Source organism: Oceanisphaera marina (genome assembly GCF_014643915.1).
GTDB lineage: Bacteria > Pseudomonadota > Gammaproteobacteria > Enterobacterales > Aeromonadaceae > Oceanimonas > Oceanimonas marina.
In genome coordinates this window covers 104,481-128,152 of sequence record NZ_BMKE01000004.1, presented here as the reverse complement: position 1 = coordinate 128,152, position 23,672 = coordinate 104,481, and the positions used below count along the sequence as shown (strand labels likewise).

Annotated in this window: 21 protein-coding genes and 8 tRNA genes; 17 read left to right on the top strand and 12 right to left on the bottom strand. The window is 52.8% G+C overall.

The window, feature by feature from the left end; genetic code table 11:
• Positions 1–37: 37 nt before the first annotated feature.
• The 3 genes from IEW52_RS03960 to IEW52_RS03950 form a co-directional block, all read right to left on the bottom strand.
• Complete coding sequence (locus IEW52_RS03960) at positions 38–1,381, bottom strand: M18 family aminopeptidase (RefSeq protein WP_188628777.1); 1,344 nt, start codon at positions 1,379–1,381, stop codon at positions 38–40.
• Positions 1,382–1,524: 143 nt separating this feature from the next.
• Positions 1,525–2,241 carry a tRNA (guanosine(46)-N7)-methyltransferase TrmB gene (trmB, locus tag IEW52_RS03955; protein ID WP_188628776.1) on the bottom strand — a complete coding sequence of 239 codons (717 nt, stop codon included), beginning with the start codon at positions 2,239–2,241 and terminating at the stop codon, positions 1,525–1,527.
• A 251-nt stretch (positions 2,242–2,492) separates the two neighbouring features.
• A complete protein-coding gene (locus IEW52_RS03950) occupies positions 2,493–3,671 on the bottom strand; it encodes an aminotransferase-like domain-containing protein (RefSeq protein ID WP_188628775.1) in 1,179 nt (392 codons plus the stop codon).
• A 222-nt stretch (positions 3,672–3,893) separates the two neighbouring features.
• Between IEW52_RS03950 and mutY the strand changes: the two genes are divergently transcribed.
• From mutY to IEW52_RS03915, 7 genes are all read left to right on the top strand, one after another.
• Positions 3,894–4,952 (top strand): A/G-specific adenine glycosylase, encoded by a 1,059-nt coding sequence (gene mutY, locus IEW52_RS03945; RefSeq protein ID WP_229667782.1) that lies wholly within the window; start codon positions 3,894–3,896, stop codon positions 4,950–4,952.
• The gene (locus IEW52_RS03940) at positions 4,952–5,227 is read left to right on the top strand and encodes an oxidative damage protection protein (RefSeq protein WP_188628773.1); all 276 of its coding nucleotides are present in this window, start codon (positions 4,952–4,954) and stop codon (positions 5,225–5,227) included. The genes mutY and IEW52_RS03940 overlap by 1 nt, the downstream gene beginning before the upstream one ends.
• A gap of 95 nt (positions 5,228–5,322) precedes the next feature.
• Positions 5,323–5,398, top strand: a tRNA-Phe gene (locus IEW52_RS03935).
• A gap of 31 nt (positions 5,399–5,429) precedes the next feature.
• Positions 5,430–5,505: transfer RNA gene (locus IEW52_RS03930), tRNA-Phe, on the top strand.
• A gap of 30 nt (positions 5,506–5,535) precedes the next feature.
• A tRNA-Phe gene (locus IEW52_RS03925) sits at positions 5,536–5,611 on the top strand.
• Between the two features lie 20 nt (positions 5,612–5,631).
• Positions 5,632–5,707, top strand: a tRNA-Thr gene (locus IEW52_RS03920).
• A gap of 465 nt (positions 5,708–6,172) precedes the next feature.
• On the top strand, positions 6,173–7,153 hold the full coding sequence (locus IEW52_RS03915) for a hypothetical protein (RefSeq protein WP_188628772.1): 981 nt from the start codon (positions 6,173–6,175) through the stop codon (positions 7,151–7,153).
• Positions 7,154–7,164: 11 nt separating this feature from the next.
• On the opposite strand, the gene IEW52_RS03910 is transcribed toward IEW52_RS03915, so the two are convergent.
• The gene (locus IEW52_RS03910) at positions 7,165–7,473 is read right to left on the bottom strand and encodes a putative quinol monooxygenase (protein ID WP_188628771.1); all 309 of its coding nucleotides are present in this window, start codon (positions 7,471–7,473) and stop codon (positions 7,165–7,167) included.
• 318 nt (positions 7,474–7,791) lie between these two features.
• On the opposite strand from IEW52_RS03910, the gene IEW52_RS03905 reads away from it, so the two are divergent.
• Complete coding sequence (locus tag IEW52_RS03905) at positions 7,792–8,001, top strand: cold-shock protein (RefSeq protein ID WP_188628770.1); 210 nt, start codon at positions 7,792–7,794, stop codon at positions 7,999–8,001.
• A gap of 189 nt (positions 8,002–8,190) precedes the next feature.
• Here the strand turns inward: IEW52_RS03905 and IEW52_RS03900 are convergent, their stop codons facing one another.
• Positions 8,191–9,363: a multidrug effflux MFS transporter gene (locus IEW52_RS03900; protein ID WP_188628769.1), complete on the bottom strand. Its 1,173-nt coding sequence runs from the start codon at positions 9,361–9,363 to the stop codon at positions 8,191–8,193.
• A gap of 97 nt (positions 9,364–9,460) precedes the next feature.
• Between IEW52_RS03900 and hfq the strand changes: the two genes are divergently transcribed.
• Positions 9,461–9,841: an RNA chaperone Hfq gene (gene hfq, locus IEW52_RS03895; RefSeq protein ID WP_188628768.1), complete on the top strand. Its 381-nt coding sequence runs from the start codon at positions 9,461–9,463 to the stop codon at positions 9,839–9,841.
• A 79-nt stretch (positions 9,842–9,920) separates the two neighbouring features.
• On the opposite strand, the gene dapA is transcribed toward hfq, so the two are convergent.
• Positions 9,921–10,793, bottom strand: coding sequence for a 4-hydroxy-tetrahydrodipicolinate synthase (gene dapA, locus IEW52_RS03890; RefSeq protein WP_188628767.1), 873 nt, complete (start codon positions 10,791–10,793; stop codon positions 9,921–9,923).
• 292 nt (positions 10,794–11,085) lie between these two features.
• Here dapA and rsmC point away from each other — a divergent pair, with 292 nt between their 5' ends.
• The 4 genes from rsmC (at position 11,086) to IEW52_RS03870 (ending at position 12,683) form a co-directional block, all read left to right on the top strand.
• Positions 11,086–12,114 carry a 16S rRNA (guanine(1207)-N(2))-methyltransferase RsmC gene (rsmC, locus tag IEW52_RS03885; RefSeq protein ID WP_188628766.1) on the top strand — a complete coding sequence of 343 codons (1,029 nt, stop codon included), beginning with the start codon at positions 11,086–11,088 and terminating at the stop codon, positions 12,112–12,114.
• Between the two features lie 133 nt (positions 12,115–12,247).
• A tRNA-Leu gene (locus tag IEW52_RS03880) sits at positions 12,248–12,333 on the top strand.
• A gap of 106 nt (positions 12,334–12,439) precedes the next feature.
• Positions 12,440–12,525, top strand: a tRNA-Leu gene (locus IEW52_RS03875).
• A gap of 72 nt (positions 12,526–12,597) precedes the next feature.
• A tRNA-Leu gene (locus tag IEW52_RS03870) sits at positions 12,598–12,683 on the top strand.
• A 139-nt stretch (positions 12,684–12,822) separates the two neighbouring features.
• On the opposite strand, the gene IEW52_RS03865 is transcribed toward IEW52_RS03870, so the two are convergent.
• The 4 genes from IEW52_RS03865 to IEW52_RS03850 all read right to left on the bottom strand — a co-directional run bounded on the left by IEW52_RS03865 (position 12,823) and on the right by IEW52_RS03850 (position 15,577).
• On the bottom strand, positions 12,823–13,032 hold the full coding sequence (locus IEW52_RS03865) for a hypothetical protein (RefSeq protein ID WP_188628765.1): 210 nt from the start codon (positions 13,030–13,032) through the stop codon (positions 12,823–12,825).
• A gap of 86 nt (positions 13,033–13,118) precedes the next feature.
• Positions 13,119–14,456 (bottom strand): 23S rRNA (uracil(1939)-C(5))-methyltransferase RlmD, encoded by a 1,338-nt coding sequence (gene rlmD / locus IEW52_RS03860; RefSeq protein ID WP_188628764.1) that lies wholly within the window; start codon positions 14,454–14,456, stop codon positions 13,119–13,121.
• 202 nt (positions 14,457–14,658) lie between these two features.
• Complete coding sequence (mscL, locus tag IEW52_RS03855) at positions 14,659–15,123, bottom strand: large conductance mechanosensitive channel protein MscL (protein WP_188628763.1); 465 nt, start codon at positions 15,121–15,123, stop codon at positions 14,659–14,661.
• A 369-nt stretch (positions 15,124–15,492) separates the two neighbouring features.
• A tRNA-Leu gene (locus IEW52_RS03850) sits at positions 15,493–15,577 on the bottom strand.
• A 212-nt stretch (positions 15,578–15,789) separates the two neighbouring features.
• Here IEW52_RS03850 and IEW52_RS03845 point away from each other — a divergent pair.
• Positions 15,790–16,296 (top strand): RDD family protein, encoded by a 507-nt coding sequence (locus tag IEW52_RS03845; protein ID WP_188628762.1) that lies wholly within the window; start codon positions 15,790–15,792, stop codon positions 16,294–16,296.
• Positions 16,297–16,394: 98 nt separating this feature from the next.
• On the opposite strand, the gene lptG is transcribed toward IEW52_RS03845, so the two are convergent.
• Together lptG and lptF are read right to left on the bottom strand one after the other, a co-directional pair.
• Positions 16,395–17,465, bottom strand: coding sequence for an LPS export ABC transporter permease LptG (gene lptG, locus IEW52_RS03840; RefSeq protein WP_188628761.1), 1,071 nt, complete (start codon positions 17,463–17,465; stop codon positions 16,395–16,397).
• Positions 17,465–18,577 carry an LPS export ABC transporter permease LptF gene (lptF, locus tag IEW52_RS03835; RefSeq protein ID WP_229667774.1) on the bottom strand — a complete coding sequence of 371 codons (1,113 nt, stop codon included), beginning with the start codon at positions 18,575–18,577 and terminating at the stop codon, positions 17,465–17,467. The genes lptG and lptF overlap by 1 nt, the downstream gene beginning before the upstream one ends.
• 161 nt (positions 18,578–18,738) lie before the next feature.
• On the opposite strand from lptF, the gene pepA reads away from it, so the two are divergent.
• The 3 genes from pepA to IEW52_RS03820 are packed head-to-tail and all read left to right on the top strand — an operon-like array spanning position 18,739 to position 23,568.
• Positions 18,739–20,250 carry a leucyl aminopeptidase gene (gene pepA / locus IEW52_RS03830; protein ID WP_188628760.1) on the top strand — a complete coding sequence of 504 codons (1,512 nt, stop codon included), beginning with the start codon at positions 18,739–18,741 and terminating at the stop codon, positions 20,248–20,250.
• Positions 20,251–20,252: 2 nt separating this feature from the next.
• Positions 20,253–20,699 (top strand): DNA polymerase III subunit chi, encoded by a 447-nt coding sequence (locus IEW52_RS03825; RefSeq protein ID WP_188628759.1) that lies wholly within the window; start codon positions 20,253–20,255, stop codon positions 20,697–20,699.
• A 4-nt stretch (positions 20,700–20,703) separates the two neighbouring features.
• The gene (locus tag IEW52_RS03820) at positions 20,704–23,568 is read left to right on the top strand and encodes a valine--tRNA ligase (RefSeq protein ID WP_188628758.1); all 2,865 of its coding nucleotides are present in this window, start codon (positions 20,704–20,706) and stop codon (positions 23,566–23,568) included.
• Positions 23,569–23,672 lie beyond the last annotated feature (104 nt).

The following is a 23,672-nucleotide window of genomic DNA, read 5'->3' as shown; positions in this document are numbered from 1 at the left end:
CAGTGTTTAACCCCTCACGCTTCACCCCTTACGTACGTTACTGCCCATCCCAAGTACTGATGAAGGCTTGCAGAGCTTGCGCAAGGTACCAGGCATCCTGGGTGCCGGCGGTTTCACGAATGGAGTGCATCGACCATTGCGGTGCTCCTACATCGACCACCCTGACGCCGAGTTTGGTGGCCGCTATGGGGCCGATAGTGCTGCCGCAACCCATGTCTGATCTGACCACGAAATGCTGATAAGGCACCTTGGCCATGTCACAGAAACTGGTGAACAAGGCACTGGTTTCGCTGCTGGTGGCGTAACGCTGGTTAGCATTCACCTTGATAACAGGCCCGGCATTTATTTTTGGTCCGTGGTTTTCATCATGCTTGTCGGCGTAATTGGGATGTATGGCGTGGGCGTTGTCACAAGAGATCAGCATGGATCGCGCCATCATGCGTTGATACTTTTGTTCTTCGCCACCCAGACGACGTAATACGCTTTCCAGAAATGGTCCTTCGGCACCTATGGCAGAGGCACTGCCGACTTCTTCATGATCGTTACACACCAGTAAGGAAGTGGCAGCTTGTGGGCTGTCAGTGGCTAACGTGTCTGCGGCTAAAAGAGCCTGTAATCCGGTGTAACAGGACAAAAGATTATCCAGGCGCGCAGAGCTGATGAACTCCTGGTTCAGCCCCACCAGCGCCGGTGGCTGGGTATCATAAAAACACAAGTCATAATCCACCACTTCACCAACCGAATGGCCTTCATCCCGTAACCAGTCGGCAAGCAAGCAGCGAAACACCAGAGCCGGACTCGTTTTGGCGTTATCGCCAGAGTGATCGTCTGTAGCCAGCCCCAATATCGGTGGCAAATGCAGCTGGGCATTAATTTCAGAGCTTTTATTGGCCTCACGGTTCAGGTGAATGGCCAAAGAAGGAATGATCGCAATGGGTTTGGCGACATCAAGCAGCGCCGCTGTTAATTTTCCGGTTTCATCACGAAAATGCACCTGGCCTGCCAGCGAAAGATCGCGGTCAAACCAGGGATGCATCAATACGCCGCCGTAAACCTCGACGCCCAGTTGCAAACACCCCTGGCGTAGCAACTCGGCTTTGGGCTTCACTTTCAGGCAAGGGCTGTCGGTATGGGCACCGATCATGCGTACTCCGCCTTCAGCAACCGGTTTGTCGCCCAGACGAAAGGCAACCAACGAGCGATCGCCACGCGTTGTCCAATACCCCTGACTGGGCTCCAATTGCCATTCATCACCTTCGTTTAACGCCTGGTAGCCAGCCTGTTCAAGTTGGCGCACCATCGCTTTAACCGCGTGGGCGGGACTAGGAGAAGATTGCAAAAAATCGATTAAACCCTGATTAAATTCAGCTTGTTGAGTCACTTATTACCTCGAAAAAAGCTATCAGCTGTCAGCCGTAAGCTATCAGATAAAGAAAAACACCATTTTTCGGGTGTAGCTTAAAGCTCACGGCTTCAAGCTTACAGCTCCCCGAAAGGGGTTGGCTTACAGCTGCCTGCCGGGCCTTATTCTGTGCGAGTAAAGATCAGATCCCAAACGCCGTGCCCCAGGCGATGACCGCGCTGCTCAAACTTGGTGAGCGGTCGGTAATCGGGTCTTGGCATATAATCACCCTCGGTGGACGCGTTGCTGTACCCCGGCGCGGCATTCATCACTTCCAGCATATGCTCGGCGTAATTTTCCCAATCGGTTGCCATGTGAAATTCACCGCCAATCTTCAGCTTGCTGCGCAGCATTTCCACAAACGCCGGCTGCACGATACGACGCTTGTGATGGCGGGTTTTATGCCAGGGATCGGGGAAAAACAGCTGCACTCTGTCCAGACTTTGCTCGGGCAGCATATGCTCGAACACTTCTACCGCATCGTGACACATCACGCGCAGGTTGGTCAGCTTGGCTTCCGCCGCGCCCATCAGGCAGGCACCCACCCCAGGCGTATGCACTTCAATGCCCATGTAATCCAGCTCGGGAGCCACGCGAGCCATCTCGACCAGAGAAGCCCCCATGCCAAAGCCGATTTCCAGCACGCGAGGGGCCGAACGCTTGAACTCCGCATCCAGATCGAGCAGGCCAGGCGCATATTCAATACCCATGATCGGCCACTGCTCGGTCATGGCTTTTTCCTGCCCCTTGGTCAAGCGACCTTCACGACGCACAAAGCTGCGGATTTTACGTTGGCGCAGCTCGTTTTCGGTTTGTTCGGCCTGGTGTTCGTCTGTCATCTGTTTTCTCCGGCGGGCATAAATAAGCGAATTATCCAAGGTTCAGCATTAAAACTGCCATAAGCTCGACGGCGGCGTTAGCCAGACACTTTGGATAGTTCTTAATCTGTTGGTTTCAAAATGAAAAACTGCATTCTTACACCAACGTAAGAATGCAGTTTTCAAGATAAGGCACATTATAAAGCGGGCAATCACTCAGGCCAAGGCCAGCAGCCTGGATTCGCCTCTAACTAATGGCGTGCCGTTGTGACTTAAAGGACCTTGCTGAGCACTCGTCCCAGCCGTTTGATGCCTTCTTCAATAGTGGCTTCATCGGCACCGGCATAGCTCAGGCGGGCGGTATTCAGGATATCCGGGCGCACATAAAATGGCTGGCCAGGTACGAAGGCCACGTTTTCTTCAATGGCCTGATTAAACAGTGCCATGGCATCGATATGCTTGGGCAGCTTCAACCACAGGAACATGCCGCCCTCGGGCCGGGTAAAATCGATGCCGGGGCAATACTTCAACAAGGCTTGCTCCATGGCCACTTTCTGGCGACCATACACGGTACGAATACGCTCGATATGCTCATCCAGATCGTTATCTTGCAGGTAGCTGTGCAAAACCTGCTGCACGAAGCCATTGGTGTGCAGGTCCGACGCTTGCTTGGCAATCATCACCTTCTGGCGCAGCCACTCCGGCATCAGCATCCAACCCAAACGGAACGAAGGCACCACCACCTTGGAGAAGGACCCCAGCAACACCACGTTATCGGGCGCCATTTTGGCAATAGGTGGCAAATGCTCACCTTCAAATCGCAGCTCGCCATAGGGATTATCTTCGATCATCAGCACATCGTGCTTGATCAGACGCTCGGCCACCGCCTGACGATTTTCCTCGCTGTAACTCAAACCGGTCGGATTTTGAAAGTTGGTCACGCCATACAGCAAGCGCGCATGATCAGGCTCGGCCAACAAGCCATCCAGCTCGTTCAAATCCAGACCATCCTCATTCAATGCCACGCCCTGAAAGTCGGGTTGGTAAACCGACAATGCCTGAATGGCTCCCAGGTAGCCGGGCTCTTCAATGATCAGCTTGTCCCCTTCATTCACCAGCACCTTGCCCAGCAAATCCAGCGCCTGCTGCGAGCCATTGGTGATCAGAATATTATCCGCCGACACACGCATGCCATGCTGCTTGAAGTAACGTTCGGCAATGTACTCTCTTAATGGAGCAAACCCTTCGGTAGCAGAATATTGCAGTGCACTGTTGCCGTTGTTCTGCAGCACCTTGGCGCTGGCGGTAGCCAGGGCTTCATTCGGAAAAAAGGCCGGGTTGGGTAAACCTCCGGCAAAGGAAATGACGTCTGGATTCATCGCAACTTTAAGAATTTCACGAATGAAGGACGGCTCTACCTTGGCAAAGCGCTGGGCAAAAAAGGGTTGCATAAGGATCTCTCTAAAAACGGGCTTGGCGGGCGCCAATAAAACTGCTCTTTTGTATCAGAAAATAGTCAAATAACAAACTGCCAAGCGCAAAAGAGTACCCTTGATAGCGTCATATTTTTCTGAATATCGGCAATGACTGTGCACAAGGAACCTATCCCCTCGTTTGCACTGACAGCGCCACTGTGCTCTGATCCCGCCATTCTTTTCTACATAGTCGATATTGTGAATACAGCTTCTTTTGCCCAGCGCGTGCTGACCTGGTACGAACAGCATGGCCGTAAAACCCTGCCCTGGCAGCAGCAAAAAACACCTTATCGAGTGTGGGTGTCGGAGATCATGCTGCAGCAGACTCAGGTAGCGACGGTTATTCCTTACTACGAGCGCTTTATGGCGCGCTTTTCCGATGTGGTGAGTCTGGCCAATGCCGAACCCGATGAGGTACTGCACCTGTGGACCGGCCTGGGATATTATGCCCGGGCGCGTAACCTGCACAAGGCTGCCCGGGTTATTCGCGATCACTACCAGGGCCAGTTTCCCGAACAGTTTGAAGAAGTGCTGGGGTTGCCGGGCATAGGCCGCTCCACCGCCGGTGCCGTGCTGTCACTTTCACTGGGTCAGCACCATGGTATTCTTGATGGCAACGTCAAACGCGTGCTGGCCCGCTGGCAGGCACAAGATGGCTGGCCCGGCAAAAAAGACGTGGAAAATGCGCTGTGGCAGCTCGTGGAGCAGTTGACGCCCCCCCGGGGCGTGACTCAATACAATCAGGCCATGATGGACCTGGGTGCGACCATTTGTACTCGTTCCAAACCCCAGTGCGAGCTGTGTCCGGTGCAAAACGACTGCCAGGCTCTGGCATTGGGTACGCCCACCGCCTTCCCTCATTCCAAACCGAAAAAAACGGTGCAGCCAGCAAAGCAGGCCAGCTTATTGTTACTTAAACAAGGCAGGCAAATTTTACTGGTGCAGCGCCCGCCGCAGGGAATTTGGGGCGGCTTGTACTGTTTTCCCGAATTTCATGACGAACATGAACTAAGACACTGGCTAAAACGCTACCCTGATGCTTCAGAGCCGACTCCCCTGCCGGGCTTTCGCCATACATTCAGCCATTTTCATCTGGATATCACCCCCTGGCTGGTAGAATTAGGGCAGATCCCCGACGAGATCATGGCCGGATCGGAGCGACTTTGGTATAACTTGGAACAACCGGCGTCGGTCGGCCTGGCAGCTGCCACGAAAAAGCTGCTCGCTTACCCGCAACTGCAAGAGAGGAATCATTAATGAGTCGCACTATTTTTTGCCAACGTTTACAAAAAGAAGCCGAAGGCCTTGATTTTCAGCTCTACCCGGGCGATTTGGGCAAACGAATTTATGAAAATATATCCAAAGAAGCCTGGGCCGGTTGGCAACACAAGCAAACCATGCTGATCAACGAAAAAAAGCTCAACATGATGAATGCCGAGCACAGACAGTTGCTGGAACAGGAAATGGTGGCTTATTTATTTGAAGGCGCCGAGGTCAAAGTTGAGGGTTACACCCCACCGGCTGCAGACTAAAGCATCGCTTTGTTCAAGGCTTGAGCAAACACGCTTATGTGTTTGAAAAAGCGGTTGACTTGATAGAGCCGATCTTATCTAATTACGCCCCGTTAGCCCAGATAGCTCAGTCGGTAGAGCAGGGGATTGAAAATCCCCGTGTCGGCAGTTCGATTCTGTCTCTGGGCACCATTTTTAAGTAGTATGCAGCAATGCGTACTATGCCCGGATAGCTCAGTCGGTAGAGCAGGGGATTGAAAATCCCCGTGTCGGCAGTTCGATTCTGTCTCCGGGCACCATTTTAAATAGCATGCAACCATGCGTACTACGCCCGGATAGCTCAGTCGGTAGAGCAGGGGATTGAAAATCCCCGTGTCGGCAGTTCGATTCTGTCTCCGGGCACCATCTTTGTGTTACCAGTTAAGGCCGGCATAGCTCAGTTGGTAGAGCAACTGACTTGTAATCAGTAGGTCCCGAGTTCGACTCTTGGTGCCGGCACCATAAATAAAGCAAGACCAATCAAACCAGCCCCGCTTAATCGCATCAGGCTGGTTTTTTTGTGCCTGATGTTCAGGTGTATTTACCCTACTCTCCGTTCCGTTTTATGCTGCAGTATGGAAAGTATTCTGCTTGCGACTATGCCCTCTTCTGCTCTCCTTTCCTCCAGCCCGAATATAGCCTTAGACCCATTACATTAAAGATCTGATCAGGTATTGGGCCGGAGCGCCAGAGGTAACACAGCGGCCTCCCACGACACGCCATCCCCCTCTGCGGTGGAGCCTACATGGAGGTATTCACGGCGTGTCGGAGGAGCTGGCCCTTTGTTCGACCTTTGCAGAGTAACCAAATAGATCAGTTATTTAATCTGCCTGGTATTATCACTAAACTTTCACTTTAGCTGTTGATGGCGTTGGCATTTTTATTTCAATAAACCTAGGCTTGTGCAAAAGGCAAAAGGATATCGCCATGAAAAAAATATGTCTGATGGTCTTGCTGGCAATGGCCAATACGGTGAGCGCAGAGGAAGTAGACACGGTAGACGACAGTGATCTTCCGGGGTGGGCAGTAGAAAAAATCGCCCCCATGCACGACGCCGTATCCAACTGGGTAACCAATAGTTCACGAAATATCGATGGATTTTTTGGCAGTGACGACAGTCTGAAGATAGAGAACAATTCTTACCTGCGCCTCAGCCAAGAGCTGGAATGGAACGACGTAGACGACTTTAATGCCGAAACAGGGGTACGCTTTCGTCTTGACCTTCCTACCACTAAAAAACGGCTGCGCTTTATTATTGAAAGTGATCCCGAAGAATCCGAAGGCACACTGGCCGAGCAAGGCTCCAGCCGCTTGCGTAACGATCAAAGTGGCCTGGGCAGCACCATTGTAGGATTGAGTAAATTAGGCAAGCGGGACAAGACCGAAGCCTGGAATTTACAAGCGGGCGCTGGGGTAAAGGTACGCTGGCCACCGGATCCTTATGTGCGCTTTACCGGCGAACGATTATGGAACCTGGAGTCACCCTGGCAGTTAGAATCTTATAACCGCGCTTCCTGGTTCAATGAAGAAGGTTACTCGGTACGCAGCAAATGGGATTTTGGACGCCCTCTGGATGAACATCATCATCTGCGCTTCATTACCAACTTTCAGTGGCAGGAAGAAGTCGATACGCTTGAGTATTCCGAAGGCATTGAGCTTAACCAGGTACTCGGTTCGCGCAGCGTAATGCGCTATGCCGTCGCGGCTGTAGGCCGCAGTGCATCCAGTCCACGGCTACACGATTATTATCTTTATACCCACTACCGGCGCAATTTACATCGAGAGATTCTGTTTCTCGACTTTATCCCTGAACTGCACTTCCCACGGGATCACAATTACGATGCCCAGTTTGGTGTGACCCTGCGGGTAGAAATGATGTTCAGAGGCGACCTGACATTTCGCCGCTGATTCATGCCGCCTTAAACCGGCCGATGTAACCTGACATCGGCTTCGGCCACCAATTCTGGGGCGACCTGTTCAAAGTAATCTTTGATATAGGGCTGAGCACAGTGAGCACCAAACGCCTCTCTACTGGCCCAATGCTCGATGAACACGCAATCCCAGGGCTCACCATTGGCACCGGCATATGGCACCTCTTCGCTAAGCTGATATAACAAACACCCCTCTTCTCTGTGGGTCTCGCTGATCAGGCTTTTTAGTGCTTGTTGCAACGCCTGGACCTGGCCTGGATGAGCCCGGAAGCGGGCCACACAATATAAATCAGACATGTCACTCTCTTGGTCTAGGTTAAAAATCAAAACACATGCTAATACATCACTCCCGCAGCTGAATAGCCGGACAGCTCTCGATGATAGAGAAGATATAGAGAAACAGTGCCCGTTTAGGCTGCTTAAGTTCCTTGAGAGGTAAAATAGCTGTTGACCCTAATCCGATAAGCGGTTAGAGTGCTTGCAGCTCGAAAAATATGGTTATATTTATGTTCTTGTTACGATGTTCTAGTAGTACCTCGTCCTGTATTTCATAAGTTAAATCTGTATTTTTTCAAGCACGCGTATTTATGGTAGATTTGTTTACAGGATTTAGGTATGTCTAATATCGTTAAAGGTAAAGTAAAGTTCTTCAATGAGTCAAAAGGTTTTGGCTTCATCGAGCAAGAATCAGGCCCTGATGTATTCGTACACTTCAGCGCTATCCAGAGCCAGGGTTTCAAAACTTTGGCAGAAGGCCAGGCTGTTGAGTTCACAGTAGCTCAAGGTCAGAAAGGTCCTCAGGCTGAGAACGTAGTTCCTCTGTAAGAGACTACCTCACCAAAAGAATCTATAAGCCGTGCCCCTAGGGCGCGGCTTTTTTTATGTCTGACATTCAGCACCTTAGGTGAATAGCCGTGAGCTATCAGCCAAAGACAAACACCGCTCTTTGTTGACTTGGCACAAGGCCCGATGGCACTTTCCCTTAACACCTTACACTTCACTCTTAACAAATAATCACCAACGCCCTATTGCGCACCAGGACAATCCTTTAAGCGCCACTGCCCCCAGTACAATACAGACTCCTAAACTAAACGCCGTGGCTACCCCAAAGTAAACCAGAGTGATGGTCAGCAAGCTGGCACTCAGCATCTGCAGTGCCCCCGACAGCGCTGCTGCGGCACCGGCCAGCTCTCGATAAGGCTCTAACAATCGGCTCATGGCATTGGGAAACGCCATGCCATTACCCAGGGCCTGAATAAAAATCCCGCTAATCATCCAGATGGGTTGTACCGGCATGCATAACAGCCAGATACCCGCGCCCAGTTGAATAAAGGGGCTGAGTCGCAATACTTGCTCCGCCGCCACAAAGCGCTGAATACGATTGTTGATTACTCCACCCAACAAGAGCCCCATAGCCGGGATCAGCGCCCAGCTACCGTATTCTGCCGCCGTCATGCCTATTTGTTGCTGCATGATATAAGGCATAACGGAAACCGAGACCATCATCAGGGAAAACTGCCCCCACAACATACCGCCATGGCCTAAAAAATGGCGTAATCCCAACAGACGCCAGTAGTTGGCAATGATGGTCGTAAATCGCATGGTTTGCCTTTCACCCCGATGCGTTTCTTCAAAGCCGGCCAACAGCAACAGCCATAACACCAACAGATAAATCAGCATGGCGGCAAACACACTGTACCAGCCAAAATGAAAGCCAATAAAACCGCCCACTGCCGGTGCAACAATGGGCGTAAAGGCCGCGGCCATCGCCACATACGACAGCGCATTGCGCAATGCCGGTCCGGCAAAGCTGTCGCGTAGCATGGCCCGCGATACCACGGCGCCACAACCTGCCCCCAGCCCCTGCAACAAGCGCCCCACCAGGAGCCACTTAAAGGAGACCTCAGGCAACAGACATAAACCTACGCCCAGTATGGCCAACGCCAATCCGGCTATCAGCACCGGCCTGCGCCCCTTGGCATCACTTAAGGGTCCGTAAAGTAATTGTATGGGGCCAAAGGCAAACAAATAGGCAGAAATAAGCCACTGCACCCGCTGGGGATCTTCAGACAGACTTTGACTGATGGCGGGTAAGACCGGCAACAGCAATCCTACACTCAACTGCCCTATACTAACGATAAGACAGGCCAGAATAAGCGTTTTAGTATTAGCAGGCGGGGCAGTCACGTATTGTCCTCTCTAGATTAATATGAGCTTTACTTTGACAAGTCGGGTATTCATTAAGCACAATCAAGATTGAATAATAACAAACAGGACTGCCTACATGACTGGCCAATCAGCTAATCCCCAATCGCTTCAACAAGCATTTTCATTGGGTAACGGACAGGATGCGGCACTGAACTGGCTGCGCAAGAATCAGACTCATTGCGCCATCTTCCTTACCAATGGCATCAAGCTGGAAGGGATGATCAGTGCCTTTGACCAATACAGTATTTTGCTCTCTGACCCTCGTGGCCAGCAGCAGCTCATCTATAAAGCCAAGATCTCGACTATTTCTCCGGCTACTCGTCGCCCACCTCGCACCGGCGTGATTATTAACAAGCCACGTCGCCCACGTTACGAAAGCCATCAGAACTCGCGAGATGATCAGTATCAGCGTCGCGATGAGCACTACGACCACCCCACGGATGATGATCAAGGTTAACCCCGCTCGTTATAATAAAAAGGTCAGCTCGCGCTGACCTTTTTATTTTATGGCTGTTACGCCTCATGCTTTACGGATATTAAATCAGCTCCAGCTCTTCCATCACTCGACGGATCTGCGCCTTGGTGGTTTCCTGCAACGGAACGACAGGAATGCGGCATTCTTCGCTCGCCATGCCCAACAGCGACAGCGCATATTTAGGACCTGCAGGGTTAGGCTCGAGGAACAGTACCTGATGCAGGGGCAGCAGCTTGTCTTGCAAGGCGCGCGCCTCTTCCCACTTTCCGGCCAGGGTAAACTCCTGCAACTGGGCACACAGGCGTGGTGCCACGTTGGCGGTGACCGAGATACAGCCCTGACCGCCACCCACGTTGTACGCCACTGCGGTGCCGTCTTCGCCAGATAACCAGGCAAAAGGCTTTTTAATTACCTGACGTTCGGACCAGGGCCGCAACAAGTCGCCGGTGGCATCTTTTACGCCCACGATACGTGGTAGCTCGGCCATGCGAGCCAGGGTCTCGGGTTTGATATCCACTACCGCACGCGGGGGGATGTTATAGACAATAATCGGCAGCTCGGTGGCGTCATGCAGCATTTTAAAATGCGCATACAGGCCATCCTGATTAGGGCGGTTGTAATAACCGGCCACATGCAAGGTGGCATTGGCACCCACTCGCTGTGCACAGTTGCTGTACTCAATGGCTTCAACCGGGTTGTTGGAGCCAGCACCGGCAATCACCGGCACCCGGCCAGCGGCTTGCTCGGCCACAATTTCAATCACACGGCAATGCTCATCGTGGGTCAGGGTGGGACTTTCACCCGTGGTACCCACCGGCACCAGGCCATGAGTTCCCTCTGCTATATGCCAGTCAACCAAGCGTCGCAATGCCGGCTCGTCAATACGAGTACCGTCAAAGGGGGTTAAAAGGGCAACTAAAGAACCGCGAAACATGGAAACTCCTTCTCCTGGCTAGAGGATTTAAAAATTTAAATAAAAAACCCCGGTTGCTGTTGCATCACCGGGGTTTGAGAACTTCTTGTCTTAAAGAGATCAGGCGTCGGTTACGCAACAGCAGCTACCGCTTTTCGTTTTAGCGGTTTGTCCTGTTTACGTTTCACAATAAAAAGCATGAGCACTACCTGAAAAAGACCTTGTTCTGCATCTTTTGCTAATGACCGACAAATGTCAATAGGCCGGTAGATATGTATAATGCACAACCAAATAATTTAGTGTGGAACCCGAGATGTTTGAGGCCTTAACCCCGGTCAGCCAAATGCTGGCTCGTAACCTGGATGTACTAACCCGGCAGCCCCTGCTGGTGTGCGGTCTGCTGGAAGATAACCTGCCCGCCCTGCTGGCCGATGCGGGCCCTGCGCCTCGGATATTCACCACTGATTTTCGTTATTTTCAGTGGCAAAAAAGTCAGGGCATGACCGAAATAGAATTTGGCACTCACCCTCAGCCACAGCAAGCGGCGGCACTCTTGCTACTGATGCCCAAGGCCAAGGCCGAGGCCGAGTATTTATTGGCAGCCTGTTTGCCATTATTGGCCGTGGGAGGCCAAGTGTTTATTGCCGGTGATAACAAGGGCGGCGTCAAGTCGGCCCCCAAGTTACTGGCTCCTTACTGCGATCTGGTCAACAAGCTGGACAGCGCTCGTCGCGCCAGTTTGTATCAGGCAGAGATCATTCGTCCTGCCGAGCCGCTGGTGCTGTCTGACTGGCAAAAAGGCTACGCCCTGGAAAAAGAACAACTGCAGGTATGCACCCTGCCAGGCGTATTCAGTGCTGGCCACCTCGATTCAGGATCACGCTTGCTGCTGGATAACCTGAGCCCTCTGAAAGGCCGCGTGCTCGACTTTGGCTGTGGTGCGGGTGTAATTGGTGCCAGCGTGCTCAAACGCCAACCCGAGCTGATGCTGGAGTGTATCGACATCAGTGCGCTCGCGCTGGAAGCCACCCGCCTCACTCTGGCAGACAACCAGCTGGATGCCAATGCCAAAATCTATGCCAGCGATGGTTTGAGCCAGGTGAGCGGCACCTTTAATCATATTATTGCCAACCCACCGTTTCATGCGGGTTTGAAAACCTTCTATCACACTACCGAAACCCTGCTGACGTCGGCCAGGGATTATTTGTTGCCGGGTGGCTCGTTGACGCTGGTGGCTAATGCCTTCCTGCCCTATCCCGAGCTCATAGAAAAAAGCTTTGGTCATTGCGATACCCTGGCGGTTAACGGCAAGTTCAAGATTTATCGCGCTACTCGCCGCTAATTTTCTTCTCGCAAAATCTGAATAAACCTCATTTTACAAAAACCGGCCACCCTATGCCGGTTTTTTACAGTTTATCCGGTTTGTTGTATTGACGAACGGCAAAAAATCTATAGAATTCGCAGTCCTTGGCAATGCGAGGGTGGCGGAATTGGTAGACGCGCTAGCTTCAGGTGTTAGTGTCCTATGGATGTGGGGGTTCAAGTCCCCCCCTTCGCACCAAGGTTATCGCAAGATAACCGATGCCAGGAACCGATGATGGCTTCATCTAAAACANTGCCAGGAACCGATGATGGCTTCATCTAAAACAGCCAGACAATTTGAGTATGCGAGGGTGGCGGAATTGGTAGACGCGCTAGCTTCAGGTGTTAGTGTCCTATGGATGTGGGGGTTCAAGTCCCCCCCTTCGCACCACTAGAAACTATAGTGGAAGGTACTCAAAAAGCACGATGGTAGCCCATCTAAAATAGCAGAACAATCAGGTATGCGAGGGTGGCGGAATTGGTAGACGCGCTAGCTTCAGGTGTTAGTGTCCTATGGATGTGGGGGTTCAAGTCCCCCCCTTCGCACCACCATTGTTCTCTTCTGCAGTTTTCTGGCTCACAGCCAAATCCCGATTATCTCTTCCAGTTTGTTTTCAACTTGTTCTGATACCCAGCCTTGGCACCTTATATAAAGGTCAATGATGCTGAGTACCCGCAATATCCCCTGCTAGATGGCAGTATCAGTCATCATCATGCCAACCAGCATTCCCAACCCGGCCAGGCCACCAACGGGTAACCAGTACCAATGACGGCTGACCGAAGGCATCGCCAGCACTACGGCAAAAAGAGCGAATCCCGCACTCAGCCACAAGATCAGTGATGAGCCTGGCACCCACCACAGCATTAATAACCAGCCTAATACCAATAACATCACCATAGTGGCTCCTCCCTCTCTCACCACTATCGATAATAATTATCATTAACACTTAAATCAATCGTTTCCCGACTTGTTTTTCATCCTGGCTATTTGCAGGTAAGTAACGCTACTGCCTCTACATGCATGGTGTGCGGAAACATGTCGACTGGTGTAGCCTGCTCCAGCGTGAAACCTTGTTGCGTTAACCAGGCCAGATCCCGAGCCATGCTCTTGGGGTTGCAGGATACATATACCAGCCTGCCCGGCTTCATCTCGGCCAGAGTAGCCAGCAAGGCGGCATCACACCCTTTTCGTGGTGGATCCACCACTACCAGATCGGCACTAATTCCCTGCTCATAGAGCTCGGGAACCAGCTGTTCTGCGCTTCCCTGATAAAACTCGACGTTGGCCATGCCATTCAACCTGGCATTGGCCCTGGCATCTACCACGGCTTCCGGCACTATTTCAATGCCATACACCTTGCGGGCATGGCGTGCCATAAACAGACTGATGGTACCTATGCCACAGTAAAGATCGAATGCCACTTCATGAGGTTGCGGCCTGGCCAGGCGCATGGCCTCCTGATATAACACCTCGGTTTGCAACGGGTTGATCTGGTAAAACGACAACGGAGAAATGGCGAATTGCAAACCAGCCAGGCTATCAACAATCAGCTCTTTACCCCACAGCAGCCGACTTTCATCCCCCAGCACCCGATTACCCGGTGCGGTGTTGATATTCAGCATCAGGCTGGCCAGTCCCTTGACCGACTCGAGTTCACTCACCAACTGTGTCAGTGCTTGCTGCGACGGCTCGTCAGCCGTCACCAATACCACCATCAACTCGCCACTGTTTACGCCATTGCGCACCATAATGTGACGAATACAGCCTTTGTGGCTCGACTCGTTATAAGCTGACACCCCACAGCGGCGCATCCAGCTTCTGACGCGCTGCACCACTTCCGTTGTTTCAGGCGCCTGCACCCCGCATTCATCTACCTCCACCAGCTGATGGCTGTGTTTGGCATAAAAGCCAATGCTGGGCCCGGCCTGCACCGCATACTGTGCCTTGTTGCGATAATGAAAAGGTTGGCTCATGCCCAGCGTATCGGCCACCGGACACGCCAATCCCTTGGCCTGCAAGGCATCCAGCAGCAACTGCCGCTTCAGCTCCAGCTGGGCTTCATTGTTCATCACCCTTAGCTGGCAGCCACCGCAGCGGGTATAAGCGCAAAAATCGTCACGTCGGGCAGCGGACGCTTGCAGCACGCGTACCAGAGTGCCCTGACAAAAATTGGGCTTGACCAGGCTCAGGCTGACTTCTACCTGCTCGCCAGGCAAGGCCCCCTCTATGTACAAGGGCCGCCCTTCCACGGTCGCGATGCCATCTCCTTTATCGGTCAGGCTATGAACAGTCGCGCTAACCAGCAGGCCGGGTTTTAACATGGGAATACACTCTTATACTGTTAAGCTGAAAACAAGGGCAGCCAGACCACCGTCTGGACGCAACATGAGCGTGCCGTCGGTAACGTCATATGGCCAAGGGTAAAAACGGAACAGGCTATTCTACTTGATCGCTCTTGCGACGGGAATCGTACATAAACAGTCCCGCCAACCGGCGGGAGCAAAACTCAGGCGAGCATGAACGTCAGGGTTGGCTGTTTTTTTGCTGCAACACATCGCGGATTTCGCGCAGCAATACCACATCTTCCGGTGGGGATGCAGGTTTTTTGGCTTCTTCGTGATGAAAAGACTCGCGCATGCGATTGATCATTTTAACCATGAAAAAAACGACCAAAGCCAGCAGAATAAAATTAATGAAAACAGTCACAAAATTACCCCAATATAAAACCACGGCCCCAGCTTCCGTTAACGCCTCTTGAGTGTGAGGCCCTGAATATGCTTCGGGTGCGCGCAACACCAGTAGTTTATTGGAAAAGTCCACTTCTCCACCGAGCAGGAAGTTGATGACTGGCATAAGAACATCACGCACCAGCGAATCGATTATTTTGCTGAACGCGCCACCAATGATAACCCCGACCGCCAAGTCAATCATGTTGCCCTTGATGGCAAACTTGCGAAACTCACTAATAAAACCAGTCGCTTTACTCATAGAGGTCTTCCTATAAAAGATATCTCTGACAGTGTGATTCAATACACAAGGCTTGAACGATTCTATTTTCAACGGTTAGATTTAAAGCAACTCGTTTAGAATAGTAGAGAACAGATAAATCGTGGCAGCGAACAGCAAAACTGATTGAGAAAACTGGAGTTTGCGATGGTGAAACTTCTTGATTCGAGCGTTACCGAGCGGGCAGGAGCGTTATGACTAACCCTGCTTCAACATGGCTGAATAAAAAAAGACAGGAAAAACCTTCGTCAGTGCCGTTGGCAGCTGCTTAGATAGTATAGCTTTATAAGATGGAGGTTATCTATTTTACCAGGAGGTATTGCTTGGGGAGTTACATTACTTTATTTGAAGTGGTAGCGGTGGGCGGACTTGAACCGCCACGCCCGAAGGCAACGGATTTTGAATCCGTCGTGTATACCAATTTCACCACACCGCCACTGCTTGTTGCTTGCTTCACCTTGGTGAGCGAGGTGAATTATACGTATTCAAACGCCGGCCGCAAGCAGATTATTACATTAGACGAGCCGACTGCGCACAAATTGCTCACCAAATGGGTATTTAACCATAATCCGTACAAAAATGACCAGGCCCCGCCGCTTTTGCTAGAATGCGCCAACTTAACTTTTCAGTAAATGGCGGTGTCTAGTAATGTCTTCTTATTCGGATTATGTCGGCTTACCGCGAGCGGGACTGATGCGTCGCCTGGCGGCCTGGCTGTATGACCTTCTGGTAGTAATCTCACTCTTGATGGTAACCGGCTTTATTTACTTTGGTGTCACGGCGCTGGCGTTGTCTATGGGGTGGATTAACCTTGGCTCCTATGAAGATACCGCTGCACTATTAAGCGCCAGCAGAGGATATCAGCTGTGCCTGCTGGCGGTTGCCCTGTTTTTCTATTGCTGGTTTTGGCGTACCAGTGGCCAGACGATTGGTATGCGAGCCTGGCGGTTAAGGGTACAAAACACCAATGGTAAGCGACTGCGCCTGGCACAATGTATTATTCGTGCCGCCAGTGCCTTGCTGGGGGTGGGTAATTTCTGGATTGTATTTAACCCGCGAACCAAACTGGCCCTGCAGGATAAAATTGCCGACTGTGAAGTGATCGTAATGAGCAAAGAACTGAACAAGCAGTTGCTGGATAAAACACAAGGGTAAGCCGTCAGCCTTAACCTATCAGCCAAGAGCAACACCAAAAAACACAGGCCCGCAGGCCTGTGTTTTTTTCTGAGAGCTTAGCTTGCAGCTACTGTAGACTAGGCTTTTCTATTGAGCAGAAATAACGCTATGCCGATAAACAACAGGCTGGGACCAAGCGCCCCCAGTATAGGGGGGACGGCATAGACCAGACTGATGGGGCCAAACACCTCATTGGCCACATAGAAACTGAAGCCAAACAAGATACCCATCAACAAACGCGCGCCCATGGTAACGCTGCGCAAGGCGCCAAATACAAAGGAAGAGGCCAGCAGCATCATGGCGATAACCATGACCGGCTGCAGGGCTTTACGCCAGAATTCCAGCTCATACAAGCCACTGTCCTGGCCATTATCTTCCAAATACCCCCGGTACTCCCACAAGCCCCGCATCGACAGCTCATCGGGATCTATGGCCACCACTCCCAGCTTTTCGGGGGTCAGACTGGTTTGCCAGTTGCGGCTATCAAAATGTTTGGTTTCAATAGATACCCCAGGGTTAAACAAGGTGTCGGTAATATTGGTCAGCTGCCATTGCTGGCCCTCATACCTGGCACTCGCGGCCTGAGTAATACGCTGTAGCTGGATATTATCGTCAAAATAGTAGAGGGTAATATCGTTCAGAGTGCCGTCACGGCGTGCCTGACCGATATTGATATAAGCGTCATTGTCTTTGGCCCACACCCCGTAAACTGACAACACCACCTGACCATCGGAACGCGCCTGAGTTCGCAGGTCGTCGGACGCCAACTTGGTCACCGGCGCCACATACTCGCCCATCAGCATAATCAGCGCCATGAGCGGGAGCGTGGTTTTCAATGTGCTGATCACGATATTGAAGCGGGAGCGACCGGCCGCCTGCATCACCACCAACTCGCTACTACTGGCCAACTGGCCCAGTCCTATCAGCCCTCCCAGCAAGGCGGCGATGGGGAAAAACAGCACAATTTCCTGCGGCATCGACAGCAATACAAAATAAAAAGCCGATAATAAGGTGTAACTCCCCTCCCCCACGCTGCGCAGCTGTTCTACGTAGCGAATAATGGCAGACAAGCCTACCAGGGTAAGCTCGCACAATAACATAGACATCAACACGGTACGGCCGATGTAGCGATCCAGAATAGTTAACATCAGGCAGCCTTGTTCCGTTTGATTTTTTCTCGGGTTCGACTCCACCAGGCCGTTTCCAGCAAGTTCAGTGGCAAAGCCACCAATAATAAAAAGCCGATGGGGACCGTATAAAGTCCAGGATAGATGGGCAGAGTGCCCGCCTCTACCGCCGAACGAGAGGCACTTTGTAACAAGAAATAAGCCAGATATAACAATATGGCCGGCAACAACTTGGCATAACGGCCCTGCCGAGGATTCACCACCGCCAGAGGTACCACGGCCAGCACCAGCACCAGCATGGAGAGGGGAAGTACCAGTCGCCATTGCAACTCGACCTTGTCGAGTAATTCATCGGACTGATTTAAGGTCCCACTGTCGATCGCCGCCTCCTTGCGCTCAACTTCACCTATTTCGCTGGCACGAATAAAGGCGCTGTATTCATCAAATTCGGCTATATCAAACTCTCGGCTGCCCGGCACACCGCTGTAGCGGCGCCCTTCATCCAGAGTTAACCACTGGCCACCGTCACGTTCCTGAAAACGCCCGCTGTTCGCCACCACTATGCTGGGGGCCTGCTGGGCCTGCGCCCGCTGCACCACAAATAACCGGCTTAAATTACTGTTATCGGTATCGCTGGTATTTAAACTTTCGATGTAGGCCACCACCCGACCACCGTCCAGGCTCATGAAGCGCGCCTGACGCAACAGGGCAAAACCGGGGTCGGCCTTTACCTGCTCTCTTATCTGATACACTTGGGCCTTCGACCAGGGGTTTAGCCACAAGGAGTTCATCAGGGCAGCCCCGGTCCAGAACAAGGCCAGCACCAATGTGATTACCATGATCTTGCCCGGGCCTATGCCTACGGCGCGCATCACCGTCATCTCGCTCTCGGCATACAGGCGACCATGAGCAAATAAAATGCCCAGAAACAGACTGATGGGCAACATCAGCGTGGTCATGTCGGGTACGTTCAGCAGCAGGAGTTTACCGACCAGACCGGCGGGTATGGTGCCATTGGCAGCTCCCCCCAGTACCTCGATAAAGTTCTGGCTGATGAAGATCAGCAGTAGCACGAATAACACAGCAAGCTGTGTCTTCAGGGTTTCCCAAAACAAATAGCGAAATGCAATCACCGTTAATCCCAGTGTTAACTTGTCTTTTCAATGGAAACGCTTAAGAATAAGCGTAAAATTACGATTTTCGCATATTATGTCAGCGAAAATCAGCATGTTTTAGCGACGGTCATCATTATCGTTGATCTAAGGCTCATTGTCTTCAAGCTGTAGGAGAATCCATGGAGTTCAGTGTTAAAAGTGGTAGCCCCGAGAAACAGCGTAGCGCCTGTATCGTGGTGGGTGTCTTTGAACCCCGCCGTCTGTCTCCTGTGGCCGAACAGCTGGATAAAATCAGCGACGGCTACCTGAGTGCCCTGCTGCGCCGCGGCGATCTGGAAGGTAAAGCCGGCCAGATGTTGCTACTGCATCAAGTACCCGGCGTACTCAGCGAGCGCGTACTGCTGGTTGGCTGTGGTAAAGAACGTGAGCTGGACGAACGCCAGTATAAACAAATTATCCGCAATACCATTAGTACTCTTAACGATACCGGCTCGATGGAAGCAGTGTGCTTTTTAACCGAACTGCACGTCAAGGGCCGTGATACTTACTGGAAAGTGCGCCAGGCAGTAGAAACCACCAAGGCCAGCCTGTACACCTTCGATCAGTTCAAAACCAACAAAGCCGAGCCGCGCCGTCCGCTGCGCAAAATGGTATTCAACGTGCCCACGCGACGAGAATTGCCCATTGGCGAGCGTGCCATCGCCCACGGTCTGGCCGTGGCTCGCGGCGTTAGAGTGTGTCGTGATGTGGCGAATATGCCACCTAACGTATGCAACCCGGCCTATCTTGCCTCTCAAGCCCGCCAGCTGGCCGATGCCTGGGAAAACATCAATACCCGGGTCATTGGCGAAGAAGAAATGGCCGAGCTGGGCATGAATGCCTACCTGGCCGTGGCCCGTGGCTCGCAAAACGAAGCCATGATGGCGGTCATTGAATACAAGGGTAACCCGGATCCGGATGCCCGCCCCATTGCCCTGGTGGGCAAGGGACTGACCTTTGATGCCGGTGGTATTTCATTGAAGCCTGGCGAAGGCATGGACGAGATGAAGTACGACATGGGCGGTGCCGCCTCGGTACTGGGTACCATGCAGGCCCTGGCCGAATTGCAGCTGCCCATCAATGTAGTCGCCATTCTGGCCGGTTGCGAAAACATGCCCGATGGTAACGCCTATCGCCCCGGCGATATTCTCACCAGCATGTCGGGCCAGACCATTGAAGTACTGAATACCGATGCCGAAGGTCGCCTGGTGCTGTGCGATGCCCTCACCTTTGTTGAACGCTTCGATCCAGAAGTGGTGGTCGATGTGGCGACCCTGACCGGTGCCAGTATTGTGGCCCTGGGCCATCATACCTCGGCATTACTGGCCAACCATAACCCCCTGGCGCACGAGCTGCTGAATGCCTCCGAGCAGGCCGGTGACCGAGCCTGGCGCCTGCCGATGACCGAAGAGTACCAGGAGCAGCTGGAGAGCCCGTTTGCCGATATGGCCAACATTGGTGGTCGTGCCGCCGGCGCCATTACCGCCGCCTGCTTCCTGGCTCGCTTCACTAAAAAGTACAACTGGGCGCATCTGGACGTGGCCGGAACGGCCTGGCTCAGCGGCAAAAACAAGGGCGCGACCGGCCGTCCGGTTCCCCTGTTGACCCAGTTTTTACTGAACCGGGCCGGCGTTAACAATATCGAAGAGTAACTATGAGCCAAGGCTGTTTTTATTTGCTGCCAGAGGCGGCTGGCCCCGAGGCGCTGGAACAGTGGGTGTGCCAACTCACCACCGACTGCTATCGCCAGGGGCTGGGCGTCTTTATTCATGCCCGCGATCAGGCCCAGGCCGAAGCGCTGGATGAACGGCTATGGCAACAGCCTGCCGACGGTTTTGTTGCCCACAACCTCCAGGGCGAAGGCCCTCGTCAGGGGGCTCAGGTCATGATCGGCTGGCAGGCGCCACAAAGTGGCCGTGCCGTGCTGATCAACCTGGCACCAGTCGCCCCGGATTTTGCTCGGCGTTTTAAGCAGCTGATTGATTTTGTGCCCTCGGATGACGAAGGCAAACAACAGGCTCGCGAGCGCTTTAAAGCCTATCGCCAGGCCGGTTTTACACTGACAACCGCTCCTGTACCTTCCCAAACTCAAGACGAATAACATCATGGAAAAAACATTTAATCCCAACGCCATCGAGCAGGCCATGTACCAGCAATGGGAAAACAAGGGCTACTTCAAGCCTCATGGCGACACCAGCAAGCCTGCATACAGCATCATGATACCGCCACCCAACGTGACAGGTAGCCTGCACATGGGCCATGCCTTTCAGGACACCATAATGGATACCCTGATCCGCTATCAGCGCATGCAGGGCAAGAATACCTTGTGGCAGGTGGGAACCGACCACGCCGGCATTGCCACCCAAATGGTGGTTGAGCGCAAAATCGCAGCAGAAGAAGACAAAACCCGCCACGATTACGGCCGCGAAGCCTTTATCGATAAAATCTGGGACTGGAAAAAAGAATCCGGCGGCACCATTACCCAGCAGCTGCGTCGTTTGGGCGCTTCTGTGGATTGGGAGCGTGAACGCTTTACCATGGATGAAGGCTTGTCCAATGCGGTAAAGGAAGTATTCGTACGCTTGTATGAAGACGACCTGATTTATCGCGGCAAACGTCTGGTGAACTGGGATCCCAAGCTCAATACCGCCATTTCGGATCTGGAAGTGGAAAACCGAGATGTAAAAGGCCACATGTGGCATTTCCGCTATCCGCTGGCCGATGGTGCCACCACTGCCGACGGTAAAAACTACCTGGTGGTCGCCACCACCCGTCCCGAAACCATGCTCGGCGATACCGCCGTTGCGGTCAATCCCGAAGATCCGCGCTATCAAAGCCTGATTGGCAAGTTTGTCGAACTGCCGCTGGTTGGCCGCCGTATTCCGATTGTCGGCGACGAACACGCGGATATGGAAAAAGGCACCGGCTGCGTAAAAATCACCCCGGCTCACGACTTTAACGATGCAGAAGTGGGCAAGCGCCATCAGCTGCCGTTAATCAACGTGCTGACCCTAGATGCGCACATTCGCGACCTGGCCGAGGTATTCACCACCAAGGGCGAAGTCAGTGATGTGTACGCGGCCGAGCTGCCCGCTCAGTTTCACGGCCTGGAGCGCTTTGCCGCCCGTAAAGCCATAGTGAACGCACTGGATGAGCTGGGGCTGCTGGATGGTGTGAAAGATCACGACCTGACGGTACCTTATGGCGACCGCGGTGGCGTGGTCATCGAGCCCATGCTCACCGACCAGTGGTATGTGCGCGCCGCCCCTCTGGCCAAGGTGGCGACCCAGGCGGTAGAAGACGGTGATATCGAGTTTGTACCCAAGCAGTATGAAAACATGTACTTCTCCTGGATGCGTGACGTGCAGGACTGGTGTATCTCGCGTCAGTTGTGGTGGGGTCATCGAATTCCCGCCTGGTACGACGCCGACGGCAAGGTCTATGTGGGCCGGGATGAAGCCGAAGTGCGCGCCACCTACAAGCTGGGTGCCGACGTCACTCTGAACCAGGACGAAGACGTACTGGATACCTGGTTCAGCTCTGCACTATGGACCTTCTCTACCCTGGGCTGGCCGGAAAAAACGCCAGACTTGTCTACCTTTCACCCCACCAACGTGCTGGTGACCGGCTTTGATATTATTTTCTTCTGGGTGGCGCGCATGATCATGATGACCATGCACTTCATCAAGGATGAAAACGGCAAGCCACAGGTACCCTTTAAAACCGTTTACGTGACCGGACTTATCCGTGACGAAAATGGCGATAAAATGTCGAAATCCAAGGGTAACGTGCTGGATCCGCTGGATATGATCGACGGTATCGACCTGGAGTCGCTGGTCACCAAGCGCACCGGCAACATGATGCAGCCCAAGCTGGCAGCCAAGATAGAAAAAGATACCCGCAAGACCTTTGCCGACGGTATTGAAGCTCACGGTACCGACGCACTGCGCTTTACCCTGGCGGCCATGGCCTCTACCGGTCGTGACATCAACTGGGACATGCGCCGCCTCGACGGTTATCGCAACTTCTGCAACAAACTGTGGAACGCCTCACGTTATGTGCTGATGAGCACCGAGGAGCAGGATTGCGGCGCTCATGCCGCAGACAAGGGCGGCGAGCTGGCTTATTCTCTGGCCGATCGCTGGATCCAGGCACAGCTGCAAGTGACCATCAAGGACGTACGCGAAGCGATGGACAGCTATCGCTTCGACCGGGCCGCCAATGCGCTGTACGAGTTTATCTGGAACCAGTTCTGTGACTGGTATCTGGAGCTGACCAAGCCGGTACTCTGGCATGGCTCGGAGGCCGAACAACGCGCCACCCGTAAAACCCTGATCGAAGTGCTGGAAACCTTGCTGCGCCTGGCACACCCCATCATGCCTTACATCACCGAAGAAATCTGGCAGCGCGTGGCACCTTTAGCCAACCGTGGTGGCGACAGCATCATGCTGGCAGCCTATCCAGAAGTGGACGCAGCGCTGGAAGACCGCGAGGCGATGGCCGATCTGGAATGGGTAAAGCGTTTTATTGTGTCGATTCGTAACCTGCGGGCCGAAATGAACATAGCGCCAAGCAAGGCACTGTCGGTGTTGTTACGTCCTGCCGGCGATGACGCGCGCCGTGCTCGCGACAACGAGGCCTTCCTGAAGTCCATGGCCAAGCTGGAAGAGATTACCTACCTGGCCGCCGATGAAACCGCGCCCACCTCAACCAAACAATTGATTGGTGATACCGAGTTGTTGTTGCCCATGGCCGGCTTGATTGACAAAGACGCCGAACTGGCTCGTTTGCAAAAAGAGCTGGATAAAACCAAGGGCGAGATCAAACGCATCGAGGGCAAGCTGAACAACGCCGGCTTTGTAGCCAAGGCTCCCGCCGATGTGGTTGCCAAGGAGCAGGAAAAGCTCGATGAATATCAAGCCGTGCTGACCAAGCTGATACAACAGCAAGAGCAGATTGCCAGCTTGTAAGCTGTGAAGCGTGAAGCGTGAAGCGTGAAGCGTGAAGCGTGAAGCGTGAAGCGTGAAGCGTGAAGCGTGAAGCGTGAAGCGTGAAGCGTGAAGCGTGAAGCGTG